The 18,761-nt window shown below is 61.8% G+C and carries 20 protein-coding genes; 12 read left to right on the forward strand and 8 right to left on the reverse strand.

Going from position 1 to position 18,761, the window contains the following annotated elements; translation table 11 throughout:
• Positions 1–109: 109 nt before the first annotated feature.
• Genes TUZN_RS04665 through TUZN_RS04685 form a run of 5 tightly spaced genes read left to right on the forward strand, consistent with a single transcriptional unit; the run spans position 110 to position 4,153 of the window.
• Entirely contained in the window at positions 110–1,483 is a 1,374-nt protein-coding gene (locus TUZN_RS04665) for a YeeE/YedE family protein (protein ID WP_013679792.1), read from the forward strand.
• 29 nt (positions 1,484–1,512) lie between these two features.
• Complete coding sequence (locus tag TUZN_RS04670; RefSeq protein ID WP_013679793.1) at positions 1,513–2,163, forward strand: DUF5752 family protein; 651 nt, start codon at positions 1,513–1,515, stop codon at positions 2,161–2,163.
• Positions 2,160–3,365 carry a glycosyltransferase gene (locus TUZN_RS04675; RefSeq protein ID WP_013679794.1) on the forward strand — a complete coding sequence of 402 codons (1,206 nt, stop codon included), beginning with the start codon at positions 2,160–2,162 and terminating at the stop codon, positions 3,363–3,365. Before TUZN_RS04670 ends, TUZN_RS04675 begins: the two co-directional genes overlap by 4 nt.
• 36 nt (positions 3,366–3,401) lie before the next feature.
• Positions 3,402–3,815 carry a HEPN domain-containing protein gene (locus TUZN_RS04680; RefSeq protein WP_013679795.1) on the forward strand — a complete coding sequence of 138 codons (414 nt, stop codon included), beginning with the start codon at positions 3,402–3,404 and terminating at the stop codon, positions 3,813–3,815.
• On the forward strand, positions 3,785–4,153 hold the full coding sequence (locus TUZN_RS04685) for a nucleotidyltransferase domain-containing protein (protein WP_013679796.1): 369 nt from the start codon (positions 3,785–3,787) through the stop codon (positions 4,151–4,153). Before TUZN_RS04680 ends, TUZN_RS04685 begins: the two co-directional genes overlap by 31 nt.
• A 270-nt stretch (positions 4,154–4,423) precedes the next feature.
• Here TUZN_RS04685 and TUZN_RS04690 read toward each other — a convergent pair whose 3' ends face one another.
• Positions 4,424–5,977, reverse strand: coding sequence for an MFS transporter (locus TUZN_RS04690; protein WP_237698271.1), 1,554 nt, complete (start codon positions 5,975–5,977; stop codon positions 4,424–4,426).
• 116 nt (positions 5,978–6,093) lie between these two features.
• Here TUZN_RS04690 and TUZN_RS04695 point away from each other — a divergent pair, with 116 nt between their 5' ends.
• From TUZN_RS04695 to TUZN_RS04725, 7 genes are all read left to right on the forward strand, one after another.
• A complete protein-coding gene (locus TUZN_RS04695; RefSeq protein WP_148678588.1) occupies positions 6,094–6,624 on the forward strand; it encodes a DUF996 domain-containing protein in 531 nt (176 codons plus the stop codon).
• Positions 6,625–6,776: 152 nt separating this feature from the next.
• Positions 6,777–8,318 (forward strand): ABC transporter substrate-binding protein, encoded by a 1,542-nt coding sequence (locus TUZN_RS04700; protein ID WP_052886097.1) that lies wholly within the window; start codon positions 6,777–6,779, stop codon positions 8,316–8,318.
• A 4-nt stretch (positions 8,319–8,322) separates the two neighbouring features.
• A complete protein-coding gene (locus TUZN_RS04705) occupies positions 8,323–9,159 on the forward strand; it encodes a carbohydrate ABC transporter permease (RefSeq protein WP_013679801.1) in 837 nt (278 codons plus the stop codon).
• Positions 9,156–9,974 carry a carbohydrate ABC transporter permease gene (locus tag TUZN_RS04710; protein WP_013679802.1) on the forward strand — a complete coding sequence of 273 codons (819 nt, stop codon included), beginning with the start codon at positions 9,156–9,158 and terminating at the stop codon, positions 9,972–9,974. Before TUZN_RS04705 ends, TUZN_RS04710 begins: the two co-directional genes overlap by 4 nt.
• A 357-nt stretch (positions 9,975–10,331) precedes the next feature.
• Positions 10,332–10,865 carry a hypothetical protein gene (locus TUZN_RS04715; RefSeq protein WP_052886098.1) on the forward strand — a complete coding sequence of 178 codons (534 nt, stop codon included), beginning with the start codon at positions 10,332–10,334 and terminating at the stop codon, positions 10,863–10,865.
• Positions 10,835–11,626, forward strand: coding sequence for an ATP-binding cassette domain-containing protein (locus TUZN_RS04720; RefSeq protein WP_148678589.1), 792 nt, complete (start codon positions 10,835–10,837; stop codon positions 11,624–11,626). Before TUZN_RS04715 ends, TUZN_RS04720 begins: the two co-directional genes overlap by 31 nt.
• Positions 11,598–12,296 carry a hypothetical protein gene (locus TUZN_RS04725; protein ID WP_013679805.1) on the forward strand — a complete coding sequence of 233 codons (699 nt, stop codon included), beginning with the start codon at positions 11,598–11,600 and terminating at the stop codon, positions 12,294–12,296. The genes TUZN_RS04720 and TUZN_RS04725 overlap by 29 nt, the downstream gene beginning before the upstream one ends.
• Here the strand turns inward: TUZN_RS04725 and nuoB are convergent, their stop codons facing one another.
• From nuoB to TUZN_RS04760, 7 genes are read right to left on the reverse strand one after another with little or no spacing between them, the layout of a single operon-like run.
• Positions 12,297–13,982, reverse strand: a complete 1,686-nt coding sequence (gene nuoB, locus TUZN_RS04730; RefSeq protein WP_013679806.1) for an NADH-quinone oxidoreductase subunit NuoB — start codon at positions 13,980–13,982, stop codon at positions 12,297–12,299.
• Positions 13,972–14,292 carry an NADH-quinone oxidoreductase subunit A gene (gene ndhC / locus TUZN_RS04735; RefSeq protein ID WP_013679807.1) on the reverse strand — a complete coding sequence of 107 codons (321 nt, stop codon included), beginning with the start codon at positions 14,290–14,292 and terminating at the stop codon, positions 13,972–13,974. Before ndhC ends, nuoB begins: the two co-directional genes overlap by 11 nt.
• A complete protein-coding gene (locus tag TUZN_RS04740) occupies positions 14,280–15,230 on the reverse strand; it encodes an NADH-quinone oxidoreductase subunit H (protein WP_013679808.1) in 951 nt (316 codons plus the stop codon). The genes ndhC and TUZN_RS04740 overlap by 13 nt, the downstream gene beginning before the upstream one ends.
• Positions 15,227–15,625 (reverse strand): NuoI/complex I 23 kDa subunit family protein, encoded by a 399-nt coding sequence (locus tag TUZN_RS04745; RefSeq protein WP_013679809.1) that lies wholly within the window; start codon positions 15,623–15,625, stop codon positions 15,227–15,229. The genes TUZN_RS04740 and TUZN_RS04745 overlap by 4 nt, the downstream gene beginning before the upstream one ends.
• On the reverse strand, positions 15,619–16,641 hold the full coding sequence (locus TUZN_RS04750) for a thiamine pyrophosphate-dependent enzyme (protein ID WP_013679810.1): 1,023 nt from the start codon (positions 16,639–16,641) through the stop codon (positions 15,619–15,621). The genes TUZN_RS04745 and TUZN_RS04750 overlap by 7 nt, the downstream gene beginning before the upstream one ends.
• Positions 16,638–17,828, reverse strand: a complete 1,191-nt coding sequence (locus tag TUZN_RS04755; protein WP_013679811.1) for a transketolase C-terminal domain-containing protein — start codon at positions 17,826–17,828, stop codon at positions 16,638–16,640. Before TUZN_RS04755 ends, TUZN_RS04750 begins: the two co-directional genes overlap by 4 nt.
• Positions 17,825–18,760, reverse strand: coding sequence for a 2-oxoacid:acceptor oxidoreductase family protein (locus TUZN_RS04760; RefSeq protein WP_052886099.1), 936 nt, complete (start codon positions 18,758–18,760; stop codon positions 17,825–17,827). Before TUZN_RS04760 ends, TUZN_RS04755 begins: the two co-directional genes overlap by 4 nt.
• Position 18,761: the final 1 nt, after the last annotated feature.

Here is an 18,761-nt window from a genome sequence, read left to right on the forward strand (position 1 = left end):
CCGCTAGAAATCCACGGCCGCGCTGGCCGAAAAAAGTTTGACAAGGCAGATACCATGCAAATTATACACAATTAATAAGGTATTTTTGAGGCGGAGATAGGGGTTTCGCATGGCGGCGGTGCCCGTGTTCCAGACCGCGCCGTGGGTCGTCGGTCTGTTCTACGCCGCGCTGGGATTCGCCTTCGGAGTGTTGGCCGAGAGGACTAACTACTGTGTCGTGATAGCTACCCACCAAGTCATGGGCGTGAGGTACAGCAGAATCTACGAGATGATCTTGGTAGGGGTGGCTCTCTCGGCGTTGCTCACCGGCGTCTTGGTGGCCTCCGGCGCGGTTCCGGCCGTGGACGCTTACGCGTATATGCCCGGCGCCGGCTGGTACACGGTATTGGGCAGCTTCATATTCGGCTTCGGCATAATGTTGGGCCAGGGCTGTATGGTCGGCATGTTGTGGAAGAGCGGGCAGGGCTACGTCGTCAACTGGCTCGAGATACTCGGCATGATGGTGGGCACTATAATCTTCTCCTTCCCCATATACGCCGGCTTGAACCTCGGCGTTTGGTGGCACACCACAAACAGCCTAAGCATAGCCGACGGATCGCCGGCTAACTACGTCCCCTATCTTCTATCCGGCGCCCTTCCGTTGAGGGCCGCCGCGCTGTTGGCCGGCGTCCTCTTCTTCGCCGGCGTAATGTTCGTCGTGTGGCGGTTGCGGAGGAATAGGCTGGAGTTCGAGGGGCGGGAGGACCTCAAGAAGTCGCCGTTGCTCTACGGAGTTCTGTTCGGGCTCTTTATGGTGGCCTCGTTCGTCTTCCTGGCGGGCCGCGGCTTCAACTACCTCGGCGTGACGACGCCGGTAGGCCTCCTGGCAGAATACGCCGTGGCGCCCTTCGGCGAGCCCTCCATGCCGAAGAACTGGTTCCAGTCGGTGCCTGTCCTCAACCCGTTCACCTTCTTCGTCTTGATGGTGGTCGCCGGCGCCGCCGTGGCCTCCATAGTGAGGGGCACCTTCTCCATAAAGCTCCCGCCGCCCGGCACCAACAGAGCCGCCGAGCTCGGCCTCGCGTTTGTCGGAGGAGTGATATTGGCCATAGGCGCCAGGATGGCGCAAGGCTGTAGCGTGGGGGGCTTCTGGAGCGGCTTGGCCGGCCTCTCGCTCTTCGGCCTGCTCTTCACTCTGGGCTTCATACCGGGGACGATAGCCGGCTACTACGCGTATGTCTTCCTCAGCTCCAGAGCTGCGAGGAAAGCCGGCGAGCCTAGGCTGAGGATAAACCTCGAGCCCCGTAAGGCAGGCGCGGCGTTCGCCGCCGTGTGGGGGCTGGTGCTGATAGGCGTGGGGCTCTACGCGATGCGTTACGGGCCGCTTATGTCTAAGGCTATGCCCCCCGCCGTCGCCTTGCAGTACGGCTATGTCCTAATAGGCGCGGGGATCTTCGTAGCCCTTGCGGGCGCCGTCGCGGCGGCGCTGAGGCGTAGGAAATAGAATAAAGTTTTTATCTAGTTTTTATCCACATGGCGCAGCTCGACAAGGAGGCGAACAAGCCCTTCGTGTTCAAGTCCGCCTACTACCTATCGCTTTACACCAAGATAAGGGCGAGGAACTTGAGAGAGCTCGTCGACGGCGTCAAGAAGGCGGATGCCGGCGCTTTGTTCCACCACGTGTTCCACACAGTCTTCGCCAAACATAGGTTGCATCCATACTACACCAACGACTTCGCGGCGTGGGTCGGCGAGGAGCTGAACGACGAGGATCTGGCCATAGAGCTGTCGAGCATATCCGGCGCCGAGCCCGCGACGGTCGAGGATATAAGGAAGGAGCTCCTCGCTGTCCTCGAGCCAAGGGCCGACGAGAGGCCGGCCAGGAGGGAGTTCGTCTTCGTCAGCATGGTCCCCATAGTCTACGAGACGGACCTCAAGGCGAGGACCCTCGCCGAGTTTCTGGACGCGGTGGGGGCTGCGCCCGCGGAGTCCGTGGCCTACCACTTCGTCACCAGGAGGGTGCTGGACGGGACAGGGCGCAACGACTTCTCCACGTGGCTCGAGGCCGAGTTCGGCCTCTCCGAGGCCGCGGCGGCCCTATCGAGGATAGACCCGTTGATATTCAACAACGAGGAGGAGCTGAAGTCCGAGGTGATAAGAGTCCTCGAGCGGGAGTTGCTATGATCGAGCGCTACGTCGAGTTCGTAGGGGAGCACGAGATAGACGCCATATTCAAATACGCCGAGAAGTTGAAGGACCTCTCCATACTGCACGTGAACTCGACGGCTGCCGGCGGCGGCGTCGCCGAGATACTGCACAGGCTGGTGCCTCTGATGAGGGAGCTGGGGCTCAACGCCGAGTGGAAAGTGATACGGGGGAGCCAAGACTTCTTCACCGTCACTAAGTCCTTCCACAACGCCCTCCAGACGGGGAAGGGCGAGATACCCGACGAGTACTTCAAGATATACGACGAGTGGCAGGAAATAAACGCCGGCGAGATACCGCTGGACTACGACGTCGTCTTCATACACGACCCCCAGCCCGCCGGCTTGGTCAAGTACAGGAAGAAGGGGACGTGGATATGGCGTTGCCACATAGACATAAGCAATCCACACCCCAAGGTCTGGGGCTTCCTGCGGGGCTACATATCCAAGTACGACGGCATGATAGTGTCCATACCCGAGTTCGCCAGAGACGACCTGGACATCCCCCAGATAGCGATCCCGCCGTCTATAGACCCACTGAGCCCTAAGAACATGCCTCTGCCCCAGACGACCGTGGACAGAATAGTCGACAAGTTCGGCGTGGATAGGGAGAGGCCCATAATTCTGCAGGTCTCCAGATACGACAGGGCCAAAGACCCCGTAGGCGTCATAGAGTCCTTCAGGCTGGCGAAGCGCCACGTGCCCGACGCCCAGCTGGTCTACCTCGGGAGCCCCGCCACCGACGACCCGGAGGGCGAGGTGGTCTACCGCGAGACTGTCGAGGCGGCTCGCGGCGAGAAGGACGTGCACCTCCTCATGTTGCCCCCCAACAGCCACGTGGAGGTTAACGCGTTCCAGAGGGCGGCCACCGTGGTGATGCAGAAGTCTATAAAGGAGGGCTTCGGCCTCACGGTCAGCGAGGCTCTCTGGAAGCGCAAGCCCGTCATAGGCGGCAACACGGGCGGCATAAGGATACAGGTGATAAACGGCGTCACGGGCTTCTTGGTGGACAGCCCCAAGGCCGCCGCCTACTACCTCGTCTACCTCCTCAAGAACAAAAAGGTGAGGGAGGAGATGGGGGAGGCCGGCCGCGACCACGTCAGGAGGAACTTCTTGATAACGCAACAGCTGAGGCGCTATTTAATGGCCATACTCTACCTCACCAAACGCCACGCCTCCTGACCGCGTCTATATTTTTCCCCGGGCCGCCACATCTTGGTGGACGTCAAGGAGTACGAGCGCTGGATGGCCATGGCGAGGCGCACCCTCGGCTCAGCCGAGGCCGACGCGGCGCGCGGCGACTACAACTGGGCTTGTTTCAAGGCCCACCAGGCCGCCGAATTCGCGCTGGAGGCGCTGCTCTACGGAGTGGGGCGGCCCGCCGGAGGGCGTTCGTCGACCCATCTAGCCGCGGAGGTCGGGCGGCTCGCCGCCGTCGGCGAGGATATCCTGGAGCTCTGCAGGCTTCTGGACAAGTTCTACATCCCGACTCGATACGTAGATGCTTGGAGCGAGGGGGCGCCGTACGAATACTTCTCGCGGTCTGACGCCGAGGCCGCCGTAAAGGCCGCCCGTTCTATAATCGGATTCGTCGAGGAGATATGGAGATCTATAGGTGGAGGGAGGGTCTGAGGAGGAGGGCTCTGGAGCTGGCCGAAGCCGTGGCGTCGGCCGTCGACGGCACAGTGCTCCTCATCGGGTCCTACGCGAGGGGCGACCTCGCCGAGGATAGCGACGTGGACGTCCTAGTCGTGGGGCGGTTCACGGAGCCTCCGCATAGACGGCTCCTCGGCCTAAAGACCCCGCCCGGGGTCGAGGTGGTGCCTCTGACGGTCGAGGAGGCGCTGAGGGCCGCCGAGAGGTGCTACCCCGTAGCCCACGACATCGCCCTCGGGATTGTCCTCAAGGACGGGCTGGGGATAGCCCAGAGGCTGGTCGAGCTGAGCAGGAGATGCGCCGAAGGGCGCTAGGCCGCGGAGAGGCCCGTCGATTATGCCTAGCCACGAGGCGGGGCCCCCGCCCCTATCCGCCAGCCCCTCCCGGCGAAGGCCCTCCTGAGCCAAGTCGGGGGCGAGGCTGGGCACGACTACGTCAATCGGCGACCCACGGCCTTCGAGAGGCAGGCGGATAGGCCATTCTCTATAGAGCCTTCCGTCGTTGCTGAGATCATAGATCTCCATTCTCCCAAATAAGCCTCGGCGCCCTCCCGCCATCCATGACTGCTACAAAAGGCGATATAGCTAGGTACTTGGCCTCCCGGCGGCCGCGCCTCCCGTAGCGGCTTCAGCGTGCCGAGGGGCGCTCGCCTCGACGATCGGGGCCTTAGGCGGCTTGATCGGGGCCGGCCCGCGCGGGTTGGGGGCGCCGGTGAACACCTCGCGGGCTAGCGCTATGGGTATAAGCGACAGGAGGAACATGGCGGTGGCTATGTCGAAGTTCATGGAGTAGGCGATCCGCGAGGGGACTGTGAAGAAGGCGGTGAATCCGCCCAAGGAGTAGTAGGCCGTAGTGGCGAACGTGGTCAGGACCGTGCCGGCCACGGCGGGGGCTATGGCGGAGCCGAAGTTTCTGAAGACCGTGTTGAGGCCCGTCGCGGCGCCCAACCTGTTTCTGGGCACCGAGAACGTCAAGAGGTTTATCAGAGATACGTTGAGGAGGGCGAGGCCGAGGAAGCCGAGGGACATATAGCCTATCAGGCGCCAGACGCCCGAGTAGGCGTAGGCGGAGGCCAGCTGGAACCCGGCGACTGCCAGCGCCACGCCCGCCACGGACATCCTCTTGGCGCCGACCCTCCAGAGGAGCCTCCCGGCGATTGGGGCGCCTATTATCTGGACCACCGCCATGGGGGTTATGTAGAGGCCCGTCTGGAGTATCGTCATGCCGTAGCCGTAGGGCGGAGGCATCTCGAAGAGGTAGGAGAGGTTCTGGCTACTCATCTGGAAGGCGTACGCCACCATGAGTATGGCGACGGTGGCCGCCGCCACGTTTCTGTTGAGTATGTCGCGGGGTATGAAGGGCTCCTCGGCGGTCATCTCCTGCGCTGCGAAGGCCGCGCCCGAGGCCGCCGCGAGGGCGAAGAGGGAGAGGGTCTGGCCGGAGGCCCAGCCCCAGTTGGGCGCCTCCGACACCGCCACGAGGAGCGAGGAGGCGGCGAGGGCGAAGAGCCCTATCCCGAGGTAGTCTATGCGCCTCGGCGTCCTGTATCTGCTCTCCCTTATGTAGGTCCCTATGAGGACGGTCATTAAGACGGCGAGCGGCGTCACGGTGTGGTACGTCGCGCGCCAGCCGAAGGTCTGGCTTATGTAGGCGCCCAGCGGGAGGGCCACTATTATGCCGACGCCGAACATGGCGCTGACTATGCCCTGCGCCGTGGGCACCATCTCCGGCGGGAACTCCTCCCTTATGAGGGAGAAGGCCAGGGGGAACATGGCCATCCCCAGGCCTTGGAGAGCCCTTGCGAGGAGGAGAAGCGGGAAGGTGGGGGCATAGCCCGTGAAGGTCACCGCCACCGAGTATATGGAGAGGACCAGGACCAACATGCGCTTTTTGCCGAATATATCGCCGAGGCTACCGAAAAGCGCGGCGCTGATCGTGCCGACTATGAGGTATATGGTGAGGATCCACGAGGCCTCGGCTGGGGTCACGTTGAACTCTTCCTGTATCTTGGGGAGAGAGGGCACCAACATGGCCTCGGTGTACATCACCACGAGCGCCACCGAGCCGAGGATAGGCGCGGCCCTCCACGCGTACCTCACGTCGTACCTCTCGCCGGAGCCCGATATATCGAAAGCCACGCCCCTCGGCGAAAGGGCATTTATATACTTTTCCCTCTCCCGCACAACCCGCCGGGGAAGACCGCGGCCTGCTGGCGGAGACCGGAACGCATAAATAGGGCTGGCCGAGCATGGGCATGGAGCCCGAGATAGCTAAGTTGCTGGCCGGCGTAGGCGCCATACTCGCCGCGATCAGCCCTGTGAACCGCATTGTGGGCATAGTCGGCGTCGTGCTGTTCCTCGTCGGCGCGATCTCGCTGGCCGACTTCTACGGCGACCAGAACATGAGAAACGACGCGATCTACTGGTTCATCTTCATATTCATCGGCCTCGTCGCGCTTATGATAGGCGCAGTGGCCGGCGCCTTCTCGCTACCAGCCCTATTTACAGGCCATCTGCTGGCCGGCGGCTTCGGCCTAGCCGCCTTCATAGCGACGCTGGTCATCGCGTGGATACTCTTCGTCGTATCGGCCCGGAGGTTCAGGAACATGATGTCCTCCATGGCCGGGAGATCCGGCGAGAATCTGTTCCAGACGGCGGGATCCCTCTACTACTGGGGCGCGGTGCTCACCATTATACTCGTCGGCTTTATACTGATCGCAATAGCCTTCATCCTAGCCGGCATCGCCTTCCTCGTCATGAAGACGCCGACGAAGACACAGACATAGAATCCGTTACTCCATTTTTATCCGATGAAAATAAAAATAATAAACTTAGATATTTTTATCTAAAATGAAAAATACTTTGGACTTATTAATATGTTAATCTATATATATAGAAAGAAATGTAACGAATATAAGATAGATAAAATAACACTTACATGGCACTCGGGATTTCCAGAACAACCGCGATTGCAATAGTGGTCGTGGTGGTAATAATCGCGGTCGTCGCCGCCATATTGGCGACCCAGAGGCCCAGCCCGCCGCCCGCGCCCCCGACCATCACGTCGGCTCCGTCCACGTCAACGAGCGCCCCGACCGCCACTACTACCACGACGACGGCTCCCACCCAGAAGCTGGTGGTCTACGGGCCCTGGGGCGTCAACACGCCAGAAGGCCAAATATTCCAACAGCTGATCAAGCCCTTCGAGCAACAGTACCACGTAAAGATAGAGTACGTCGGGACGACCGACTACGGCACTGAGGCCCAGCAGATCACGAGCGGAAGCCCGCCGTTCGACGTGGTGATATTCGCGCCCGTCAGCCTGGCTAGGCAACTGGCCGAGGGCGGATACCTCACCGACCTGACGCCGTATCTGCAACAGAGCGGGATCTTGGGCCAGCTGATACCGTACTACGTCGCGCCGGTCAACATCAGCGGCCACATCTACGGCGTCCCGGTCGACGCTTGGTCCAAGCCAGGCATATACGTCTACGTGCCCACCATGCAGAAGTACGGCATACCGATGCCCACCGAGATAAGCCAGAGGTGGGACTGGGGACAGTTCCTCGGCTATCTGCAGAAGCTTAAGGCCAACGGAGTCATACCGCTGGGCTCCGGCGCTGCAGATCAGTGGCCGTTGGTGATAGTGTTCGAGCCTATAGTCTACTCGCTCGGCGGCAAGGACCTCTACTACGCCATCATGTGCCACAAGATAAGCTACACCTCCCCCATCGTCGAGCAGGCCTTCGAGTTCTACCTGTCCCTCATAGCGTCCGGCGCCTTCGGGCCCTCGGCGTTCGCCGCCAGCCAGCACTTCGTCGACGTCTACGCCCTCATGAAGAACGGCACGGTGGCGATGTACTTCATGGGCGACTGGACCCCGTTCTTCAACCACAACTACACGGCCTTCATACCAGTGATGGCGCCCTCGATCAACCCACAACTGGCGGACCAGTACTTCGTTGTGACCGGCGGCGACTGGGCCTTAGTGCCCAAGAACGTCCCCGACAACAAGACCCTGGCCATACAGTTCGCCATATGGCTCGCTTCCCAGGACTTCCAGCAAGCCGTGTTGAAGTCAGGCTGGAGGGCCGTGTCGCCCAACAAGGCCGCCATGCAGGCTGCTCTGTCCGGCCAGATATCGGTGCCCTACTCCAGCAAGATAGTGGACTCCTGGCTAGTCCAGTTCAGCAACAACCTGGTGCCCGACATAGCCGACAACATGCCGCCGCAGTTCGAGCAACAGGTGTTCTGGCCCACTCTGGCCAAGATGATATCCGACCCCGCCCACTGGCTGGACTACTTAAGCCAGATGGAGCAGTTGGCCAACAGGATCTACAACCAGACTAACTGGGACAACACCTACCCGCTGTGCCAGGGCGTTACCTACACCGGCCCCACCGTCTACACCGGCCCCATGTACAACGTCACCGCCATACTGACGTCGGCGGGAATCCCCCTGCCCAGCTGGCAGAAATAGCGCCGTGAACCGGCTAATATACTTCCTCGTCTTTTCCGCCCCCGCCCTCCTCTTCCTCTTTATCTACATAATCTACCCGCTCGCCCTCGACATAGCCTCAAGCTTCACCAATTGGTCGCCCACAACATACGCCTACGTGGGCCTCCAGAACTACCAGTACCTCTTCACAGACCCGCTCTTCGTCCAGTCGCTCGCCACCAACTTGATATGGCTGGGCATCAACGTCCCAGTCTCGATGTTCTTGGGCATGCTCTTCGCCCTCCTGCTAACCAACGAGAACGCGAAGGGCGCGCGGGCTTTCAGGACCATGGTCTTCGCGGCCTTGGCCATACCGCCGACCGTCGCGGCGTTTATGTTCGGCTATATGCTCTTCGCCGCCAGCACCGGCGTGATCAACGCAGTGCTGTTCGGCAACAAGCTCAACGTCTTCGGCCTCTACTGGCCGGGCCTCCTCATGATGGTCCTCATAACTATCTGGAGCTCAACGCCGCTGGCCACGATAATATACATGGCCGGGATAGCCATAATACCGAGGAGCGTCATAGAGGCCGCGTCTATAGACGGGGCCCCGCTCCTCACCAGATTCGCCAGAATATATCTGCCGCTCCTCAGGCCCGCCCACATAGTGGCCTTCGTCATGTTGTCCATCCTCACGTTGAAGGTATTCGACGTGGTATACACCTTGAGGGCTCCCGGAGGCGCGTCGGTCCTGCTCTACTACATGTACCAGAACCTCAGCTACGGCGCGTGGGGCTACGCCAACTCCGTCATAGTGGTGATCTCCGCCATAGTCCTCGCCATAGCGATCCCCCTGACGATAGCTATGTTCAGGAGGAGATGAGGGGCCGCGCCTTGATATTCACGCTGTTGGCGGCCCTCGTGGGGCTGGGCTGGCTGTTCCCCCTGATAGCCACCTTCCTCGGCTCGGTGACGCCGTACGAGACCACGGTGCTCTACGGCTGGTGGAGCTTCAAGGCGCTCACCGACAAGAACTACGCCGACCTCATAAAGGAGGGCATATACCGCTACGTCCTCAACAGCCTCGCCATAGCTGGGGCCTCGACGGCTCTGCCCATATTGCTGGGCATGGCGCTGGCCTTCTCCATCAGGCGCCGCCACATACCCGGCGGCGATATATGGGCCCCGGTCCTCTACATACTGCAGGTCTTGCCCCAGCAGTCGGTGACTGTGCCCGTGCTCAGCCTATACAGCAAGATCCAGTGGATAATGCAGAGCTACCTAGGCGTCGTGTTGGTCCACACAGCCTTCGCGCTTCCCTGGATAACCTTCTTCTTCTACAACTTCCTCGCGTCGCTCCCTAAGGAGCTCGTCGAGTCGGCCGAGATAGACGGCGCCTCGGACTTCAAGCTGTTCTCCAGCGTGGTCCTCCCCGTGATGACAACCGCGATCATAAGCGTGGCCGCCATCCAGTTCGTGTTCGTCTACAACGACCTCTACTTCGGCCTGGTCTTCATAAGAAACCAGTCTCTGTTTCCAGTGACGGTGTTCATAGCGAACTCGGTCTCGGCGTACTTCGTCAACGTGGCGCTCATGGCGGCCGCCGCCGTGGTGGCGGTCCTGCCCCCGATAATAATATTCCTGGCGTTGCAGAAGTACTACGTGACGGGGATACTGGGCGGCTTCATGAAGGGCTGATATGGTCGGCGATCTCGCACCCACCACGATAGTGTGTGAGAATGGCTCACTTAATGAAGCGAGGGGTCGCTACCAGCCCCAATGCCTGTTGAAATAACTATATGAAATTATATATTATTTTTTTCGATTATACTTATTATGATTCCTGTAGTCATATCGTGTATATCCTATATATGGCTTATACCTATCTTAAGTGGGAAGACAAACGACATCGGTAAGGCATATTTTGAGTATGTAGGCTCTTTTGCTGATAATAATTTCACTACTTATATTATAATTATTAAGATAAACAATACTTCACATAGTAGTATGTATACTATCTATAAATATAATGGTATATTCACGTATTATAATGGTATGGCAATTGTCCGCGGGCGTCTAGACGGCGAGGTCTGCAACGGCACGTTGCCCAGCTCCATATATAGTCTGTTTATCACTAACGGAAGCTCGATCTCGATAGACGGCGTCCGCATTACATTGAGGAGATCGGGGTACTTCGGCATACCTAGTTTTGGCCTCGCCCAACCTAACAGATTTTTCGGCTTCGGCCCGTATTACGCCGTGTCTATAAACAACACCCTCTTCCTCGACTACCACGTCGGCTATACTGGGGACGGCGGCTCGTACGCCCTCTACTCTATACAAATCTCTCCTAGATTCCGCTTTATCGGGACTAACTCTTCCTCGTTCCTATATCTACTGCGTACGTGCGGGATAGAGTCGGTGTTCATGACGTTCGTCGTGCGTCTGAACGGCACCAACTTCGCGCCTAGGGATCAGCCGTATCTTTCTGTCTTCGTCAACAACTTCAACGCGTTGTTCCCGCTGTCGTACGGCTTGGTGTTCGGCGGGATTCTGCTGTGGCTGTACGGGAGGAGGCGATGGAGTTGACCGCGGCGGGCCTCGTCAAGAGGTTTGGGTCCGTGGAGGCGCTCGCCGGGGCCACGTTCTCCGCCTCGGGCGACGTCGTGGCGATCTTGGGGACTAACGGCTCGGGGAAGACGACGTTGCTCACGATAATTGCCGGCCTCCGGCGCCCCACGCGCGGGGAGCTCCGCCTGGACGGGCGGGAGCCCTACAAGCACAGGAGCTGGGCGGCGCGGTACGTCAAGGCGGTTTTCGAGAAGCCGCGTTTCCCGTACCCCGTAAAGGCGGGAGAGGTCGTCGATATTGTGAGGAGGCTTAGGGACTGCCCCGGCGGGATCGACGTATCCGACATATCCGGCCTCAAGATAGGCCAGCTGTCTTCGGGGCAGGCCCAGCTGTTGGGGATAGCCACCGCCCTCGACTGCCACGACGGGGTTGCTGTTTTGGACGAGCCGTTCAGCCACCTCGACAAGAGGAGGGCGGCGGCGTTGGCGGAGCTTATCAGGGGTAGGGGCTCCGTGATCTACACGACTCACAACTCGGTGGAGGTCTATCTGGCCGACTACATCGTGGTTTTCGACAGGGGGAGGGTCGTCTGGGAGGGCCCTAGAGATAGGTTCTACAGCAGACACGAGTGGCGCATCGCGGCGGACAAAGCGCCGAACGGGTGCCGCGAGGTGGGCAGGGAGGGGGTCTACGTCGACGTGGAGTGCACCGTCGAGGAGCTGTTTAAAGGGCTGGCCGAGGGCTACGTCTATGCGGTCGAGCGCAAGGGCGTTTATTGAGGCCCTTAGGTGGAATCTGAGGCTCTCCATGGGGTACGGAGTGTTGCCGCTCATGTTGCTCCTCGCGCTGGCCACGGCCGCGGCGTCGGAGGCTCCGGGGAGGGCCGTCGCCGCGTCGTACCTTGTGGAGAGCTTTGGGTTCGCCGCCTACTCTATCTACCTGGCGGCGGGCCTCGCCGCCGGCGGGAGGGGCGTCCAGTTCGAGCTGAACTTATTCTCCTCGTACGAGGTGGTCTACCTCGCCAAGGTAGCCGCGTTCGCCATATCTCTCTCCCTGGCGGCTCTGACGGCCGGGCTGTTGGGCTGGTACCTCGGTGTGTTGGACCCCGTCGCCGTCCTCACGAGGTGGGCCACCGCGACCGCGTTGTTCTCGGCCTCCCTCCTGTTGACAGACCAGAGATCGTCTATCTTGTTCTTGGTCATCTTGCTGGCCCTCACTCCGCCGGCCTCCTTGGTCGTCGTGAACAGCATGGTGGTCCACGGAGCGGTCGGCGGGCCTAACGGCGCGGTTGTGGCCTTCGCGGCGTTCGTGGCCCCCATCTCCATGTACGCCTTCAAGCAGTATATCGACATCTACTTCTACTACGGCTTGGCGATCGCCGCCTCGGGCGCGCTCACAGCCGCCGGCCTCGCGGCCTTCAGAATGATCGAAGTAAATCCGGCGGATTGATTACCTATCTGCCTCGGGCGGGAAGTAGCCGAAGCTCATGTAGATCGCCGGCAGGTCGGCCAGGCGGTGGCCCTTCATGGCCTCGGCCATGGGCCTCAGATTGCGCCAGCTCGGCGTGACGAACCTAACCCTCCTCAGATATTGGGAGCCGGTCGCGGATATGTAGACGTACGCGGTCCCCCTCGCCATCTCGGCCAGCCCGTGGTATTCGCCGGGCTCCGGCCTCAGCTGGGTCAACACGCCGAAAATGCCGGCTACTCCCTCCCTCCTGAAATTCGGCGACAGCTCCAGCAGGGCCTCGTCCAGAATATCGCCGTCTGGGAGGGCGCGGAGGGCCTCCTCGATATACTCTATGGACGCCCATATCTCGCCCCACCTTACCGAGGTCCTGGCCATGGCGTCTCCCCCCTTCTCGACGACGACCCTAGGCCTCACCAGCTCGTAGCCGTCGTAGGGCGAGGCGGTCCTGGCGTCGTAGTCTATCCCGGATCCCCTCGCCGCCGGGCCGACAGCGCCCAGCGACGCGGCCTTCCTCGCGTCGAGGACGCCGACGCCCTCCAGCCTCATCCTCACCACCGGGTTCTTGAGGAACAGCTTCTCGAAGTCGGGGAGCCTCGCCTTGAGCTTCGCCAGAAGCCTCTCGACAGCCTGCCTCCCGTCCGTCGTGAGGTCTCTCCTGACGCCGCCCGGTATTGGGTAGGCCGACGTAGTCCTGGCGCCGGTCACCCTCGCCTGGACCTCCGCTATCATGTCGCCCATCCCGAAGCCCCACATAAACGCTGTGGAGTGGCCTATGAATATCCCGTGTAGGGCAAGGTCGTATAGGTGGGTCCTGATACGCCCTAGCTCGGCCATCAAGGATCTGAGGGCCTTAGCCCTAGGCGGAGGCTCTAGGCCGAGCGCCCTCTCCACGGCGTGTACGTACGGCAGAATGGCGTTTGTGGAGTCCATTATGGACACCTTCTCCACCAGCGGCGGGACAGTCCAGAAGGGCCTCCTCTCGGCCAGCTTCTCGACGCCTCTATGGACGAAGCCCGGGTCGGGCTTGACGTCGGCTATCACGTCGCCGTCTACTACGACGAAGAGCCTCATGTGGCCGGAGCCGGGGTGTTGCGGGCCCACCACCAGCACCAGCCCCCTCTCGCCGGGCGCCAGCTCCTCCTCCCTCTCGACGAAGAACGTGGAGCCCGGCCTCTTGTCGAAGGGCCACTCCGCCGGCTTGGCGCCGTCCGCCGCGCCTCCGCCCGCCGGCCTGCCCACGTTTTCCTGGACCTTCTCCACGGCCTTCAGCAACGCCTCGGGCGTCGGCGGGCATCCTGACACGTATACGTCGACGCCGACGACGTTGGAGGCGGGGACCATGTGGTAGGACCCGTAGAAGACGCCGCCTTTTATGGCGCAGGCGCCCATGGCCACGACGTATTTGGGCTCGGGCATCTGTTCGTAGACCCACTTGACGAACTTAGCCATCTTGAGCGTTATGGTCCCCTCAATTATGAGGAGGTTGCTGTGTCTGGCAGACGGCATCGGGAGGACTCCGAGCCTCTCGGCGTCGTAGGCGGGGCCGAAGGCGTGGGCCAGCTCCACTCCGCAACACGCCGTCACTAGATGGGGCGGCCAGAGAGACCACTTGGTGCCCCAGGCGCCCGCCGCCTTGGCTAAATCCCTCACTTTCCTAATCGCCATGGCCCCTCGCCGTGATGTAGGCGACTGCCGTCGCGGCCGCCACCGCCGCCAGTATCTCGGGCAGAGAGCCGGGATCTATTAAGTAGAAGGCTATGGACATCCCCACCACCGACTCCACGGCCACGGCCAGATAGACGTAGACGATGTACTGCATCGCCATCCTCCTCCTCGTCTTGCCGTAAGGCGGGTTGCCCGCCTCGAACCTAACCTCCTTGGCCCCGGAGGCCCGCCTCGGGGCCAGCAACCTCGGCGCGATCAACAACGCCGCCAGCGACGCGGCTAGGGCCAGCAGGAAGATCAGCCAAGCCATAGCCTCCACGCGGCGGACACGGCCAGAGAGGCGGCGGAGATGAGCAGTAGGGAGCCCCACCCCAGCTTGAGGGCTTGGTCTATCCTCATGCGGGGGTAGACGGCCCTCAGGAACAGCCAGACTGTCGTGAGGAGGAGGGCCTTGGCGGCCATGGCGAGTGCTCCCAAGGCTCCCGAGAACGGCGCCCAGCCGCCGAGGAAGAGCAAGGCGCCCAGCATGGAGAAGGAGTACAGCCCGACGTAGTTGGCGCCGAACGAGGCGAGGAGGAGCGACGAGCCGTACTCGGTGTAGGGCCCGAACACTATCTCGGTGTCGGCGTCGGGTATCTCGAAGGGGAATCTGCTGGTGGCCATAGCCGCCGAGATGAAGAAGGCGAAGAACGCCAGGGGGTTCATGGCTATGCCCGGCAACCTCTGGGCCTCGACAGCCTTGGCGGGGTCGGGCCCGTAGAGGACCACCATGGAGAGCACGGAGAGGGCCAGCGGGACCTCGTAGGCCGCCTCTATGAGTATTTCGCGGAGCGCGCCTATGTAGGTGAACTTGTCAGCCTCGACCCACGCCATGGCCACTATGGCGGGCGTCGCGAGGAGCAGTATCGCCAGTATGTAGGCCAGCCCGTACTTGCTCTCCAGTATCGCCAGGCCGGGCGCGCCGGGTATGAACAATATGGGGAGGGCCTCGGCCGCGAAGACGGCCAGCGGCAACGCCGCGAAGAGGGCTCTGTTCGTGTAGGACGGCACAACGAGCTCGCTGAAGATGAGCTTGACGGCGTCGGCGAGGCCTTGCAAGATCCCTCCCAGCCTCCTAGAGACGTAGAGGGGGCCGTAGCGCCACTGCACCTTGGCCGCCAGCTTCCTCTCTAGCCACACGGCGAATAGGAGGTAGGCGAACATCGCCGTGATGCCCGGGTAGACCAACGCCGCGACGGCGCCCGTCATAGCAAGGACTTCTTGGGCCTCCCGTCGGCCTCCGGCGGGTCCCCCTCGGCGTATTTGGCGAATGTGTCGAGGCTTGTCCACACGACCTCGTGCCACTGGGTATGCCTCAAGCTGCCGGTCGGGCAGGCGTCGACGCAGTAGCCGCAGAATATGCAACGGCCGTAGTCTATGCCGGGGTACCTCTTCCCGTCGGGCCCCACGCTGAACTTGACGGCCTTCGCCGGGCAGACCGCCTCGCAGAGGCCGCAACTGATGCACTTGTCTCTGTCGTTGACGATATAGCCGCGGAGTCTGTCGCCGTAGTCCCTCGACTCTCTGGGGTAGTCCACCGTTATGGGCCCCCTCAAGGCGTTCTTGACGGCGACGGCGAATAGGCGTATGTGGTCCGTCAGCATGCCGCCTCGGGGTCGAGAGGGCCTATGTACTCGCCTCCAGCCATCTCGTTCAGCCTCTTCACGTCCTCGTCTATGACCTTCTGCAGGAATGCTATCTCCTCCTTGCCGAGGTGTCTGAACCTCCCCTGGAGCTTCAGGAAGCACTCCACGGGCTTCCTCTTGGGGACGGGCACAGTTATTCTGAAGACGCCGTCCTCAATCTCGTAGTTCACCCAGTAGCCGGTCTCCGTGGCCAGCTCCAGGACCTTAATTGCGTATTTCGGCTCGAAGCGCCAGCCGGGCTGGCAGGACTGGATGACGTGTATGAACGAGGGCCCGTCGACCTCCGCCGCCTTCTTGAACTTCTGCAACATGTCGGGGAGGTAGGCCGGATTCGCCGTGGCCACATAGGGTATGCCGTGGGCGGCCGCTATGAGGGCCATGGGCTTCTTGTGGGTTAAGTTCCCCGGTATCTTCCTCCCCGCTGGGGACGTCGTGGCCGAGGCGAAGAGGGGGGTCGTGCCTGAGCGTTGTATCCCCGTGTTCATGTAGCCCTCGTTGTCGTACATGACGTAGATCACCCTATGCCTCCTCTCCAACATGCCGCTGAGCGCCTGGAAGCCTATGTCGGCCGTGCCCCCGTCGCCCGCGAACACCACCACGTTTATCTTCCTGTTGGGGTCTATGGCGCCCCTCCTCTTGAGGACCTTTATGGCCGCCTCTATGCCCGAGGCCACGGAGCCGCCGTTGCCGAACGCCACGTGTATCCACGGCACAGCCCAGTTGGTGCGGGGGTACGTCACGGTGGACACCTCGGCGCATCCCGTCGGGTTCACGACGATGGTGTCGGGGCCCAAGACCTTCAACATATGTCTTGCGATAACGCCTATCGTGCAGCTGGCGCACAGCCCGTGTCCCGGCAGGAACAGCTCTTGCTCCGGCAGGGCGAAGTTGTCGAACTCGTAGGCGGCCTCGACTGCCGCGCCCGGCCTCGCGCCCGGCAGTTGTAGCCCCCTTACGTCTACCTTGACTTTCATGGCCCCCTCAGCCCTATGTAGAACGGCCTCATGGGCTCCGCCTCGCCCTTCGCCACCCGCTCCGCCGCCTTCCTCAACGCCGTTGAGTCGGTCGCCCTCATGCCTATGGTGGCGTAGGCGTTGTACACCGGGCGGGTCAAAGTTGCGGCGAGCTCTGTGGCGACGGGGCCCAGAATCCCTCCGTGGTTGAACGCCCTGTCGACCACCAACACCTTCTCCACGCCGTCGAGGCTCTTCCGCAGAAAGTCGGCGGGCCAAGGCCTCAGAAGCCTTACCTTCAAGGCGCCCGCCCTTATGCCCTCGGCCCTCAAGGCGTCTGCGGCCCTCCTCGCCAGGCCGTAGATCGAGCCGTAGGTCACTATGGCCACGTCGGCGTCCTCCAGCCTATAGGCCGAGCCGAAGCCGTAGCTCCTCCCGAAGAGCTTGCCGTACTGGGCGTCGGCCTCGGCGACTACTTTTATCGAGTCCTCCAGCGCCTTATACGCCGCGTACCTCATCTCGAAGTACCACTCCGGCGTCCCCACCGCGCCGAGCGAGGCCGGGCTGTCCACGTCCAGCTTCTTCCAGCTCCTGGTTATCGGGGCGTAGCGCATTACGTCCTCCTCGTCCTCGGGCACCTCCAGAGGCTGGAGCACGTGGCTTATCCAGAAGCCGTCGTAGGCGACGGCGACGGGGAGATGGACCGACGGATCCTCGCCGACTCTATACGCCTGTATAACCGTGTCGAAGGCCTCTTGTACGTTAGACACCATGTAGATTATCCAGCCCAGCTCCCTCATGGACATGACGTCGCTGTAGTCCCCCCAGACGTTTATGGGGGCCGAGTAGGCCCTCGTGGCTATGCCCATCACTATGGGGAGCCTCAGCCCCACCGCTATGGGCAGTATCTCGTACATGAAGCCGAGCCCCTGGCTGCTAGTCGCCGTGAAGACCCTGGCACCCATGGCGGAGGCCCCCACGACTGCCGAGAGGGCCGAGTGCTCGCCCTCCACTGGGATATACTCTGCGTCGAGCTCTCCGTTGTTGACGTACTCTGCCAGCTTCTCCACGGCGGGCGTCTGCGGAGTTATGGGGTACGCCGCCACGACCTCCACGCGGGCCATCTTGGCGGCGAGCGCCACCGCGTGGTTCCCCGTGAGCGCGATCCTCCTCTGCCTCGCCTTGCCCAGCTCCATCTGGACGGTCATATCTCCCTAACCATCTTTATGGCCCCCGTGGGGCACACCTCGGCGCATATGCCGCAGCCCTTGCAGTAGTTGTAGTCGAAGTCTATGGACTTGACCTTGACCGACCTGCCGCGCGGGCCCTTGGCCTCCCTCCACACCTCGAGCACCGCGTCGTCGGGGCAGTATATCCAGCACCTCCTGCACATTATGCACTTGGAGTGGTCTATTACGGGCCTCTCCACGCGCCAGGAGCCCGTCTTGTACCGCAAGCTGCTGCCCGGGAACGCCAGCCCGCCCTCCGGTATTTTGTCCCAGCCCACCAGCTCGTAGTCCCCCGTGAGAAACGCGGAGGTGGTGGGTATCTCCACTGAGGCCCTCGCGCTCCCCGTCTCGGAGGCCGGTATCACCACGGCCGTCTTGTAGGCCTCCACGGCCGCCGCGAAGTTCTGCTCCACGGCCTTGCCCAGCTGGGACGCTATGGCCTCCTTCACCGACTCGAGCCTGGGGATCCCCATCACTCTGGCGAAGACGCCCACCATGGGGCCGTTGGGCACGGCGAGCCCCACGTGTTTGAGGGCTATGCCTATGCCGTCGACCACCGCGATGTTCACGTCGCGCCGCCCCACCAGCTTGGCCACGTCCTCCGGGCTCTTCCCCGAGCTCACCGCCACGTATCCCCCCGGCCTCACCGCGTCCACGACCACCCTCATGGGCTCGATCAGCTTGTCGTCCAGGAAAACCGCCACGTCCGGGTTCTTTATGGGCTCGGGCGAGTCGTCGAAATAATCCGTGAGGGTCAGAAAGGCCTTCACTGGGGCGCCTCTGCGCTCGGCGCCGAACTCGGGATTGGCCAAGGCGTAGAGGCCGTCGGAGATTGAGGCGTGCGCGACTATGTATACGGCGGTGACTATGCCCTGCCCGCCTCTGCCGATCCAGACCGACTCTATCCTCATT

Origin of the sequence: Thermoproteus uzoniensis 768-20, assembly GCF_000193375.1 — an archaeon.
Lineage (GTDB): Archaea > Thermoproteota > Thermoprotei > Thermoproteales > Thermoproteaceae > Thermoproteus > Thermoproteus uzoniensis_A.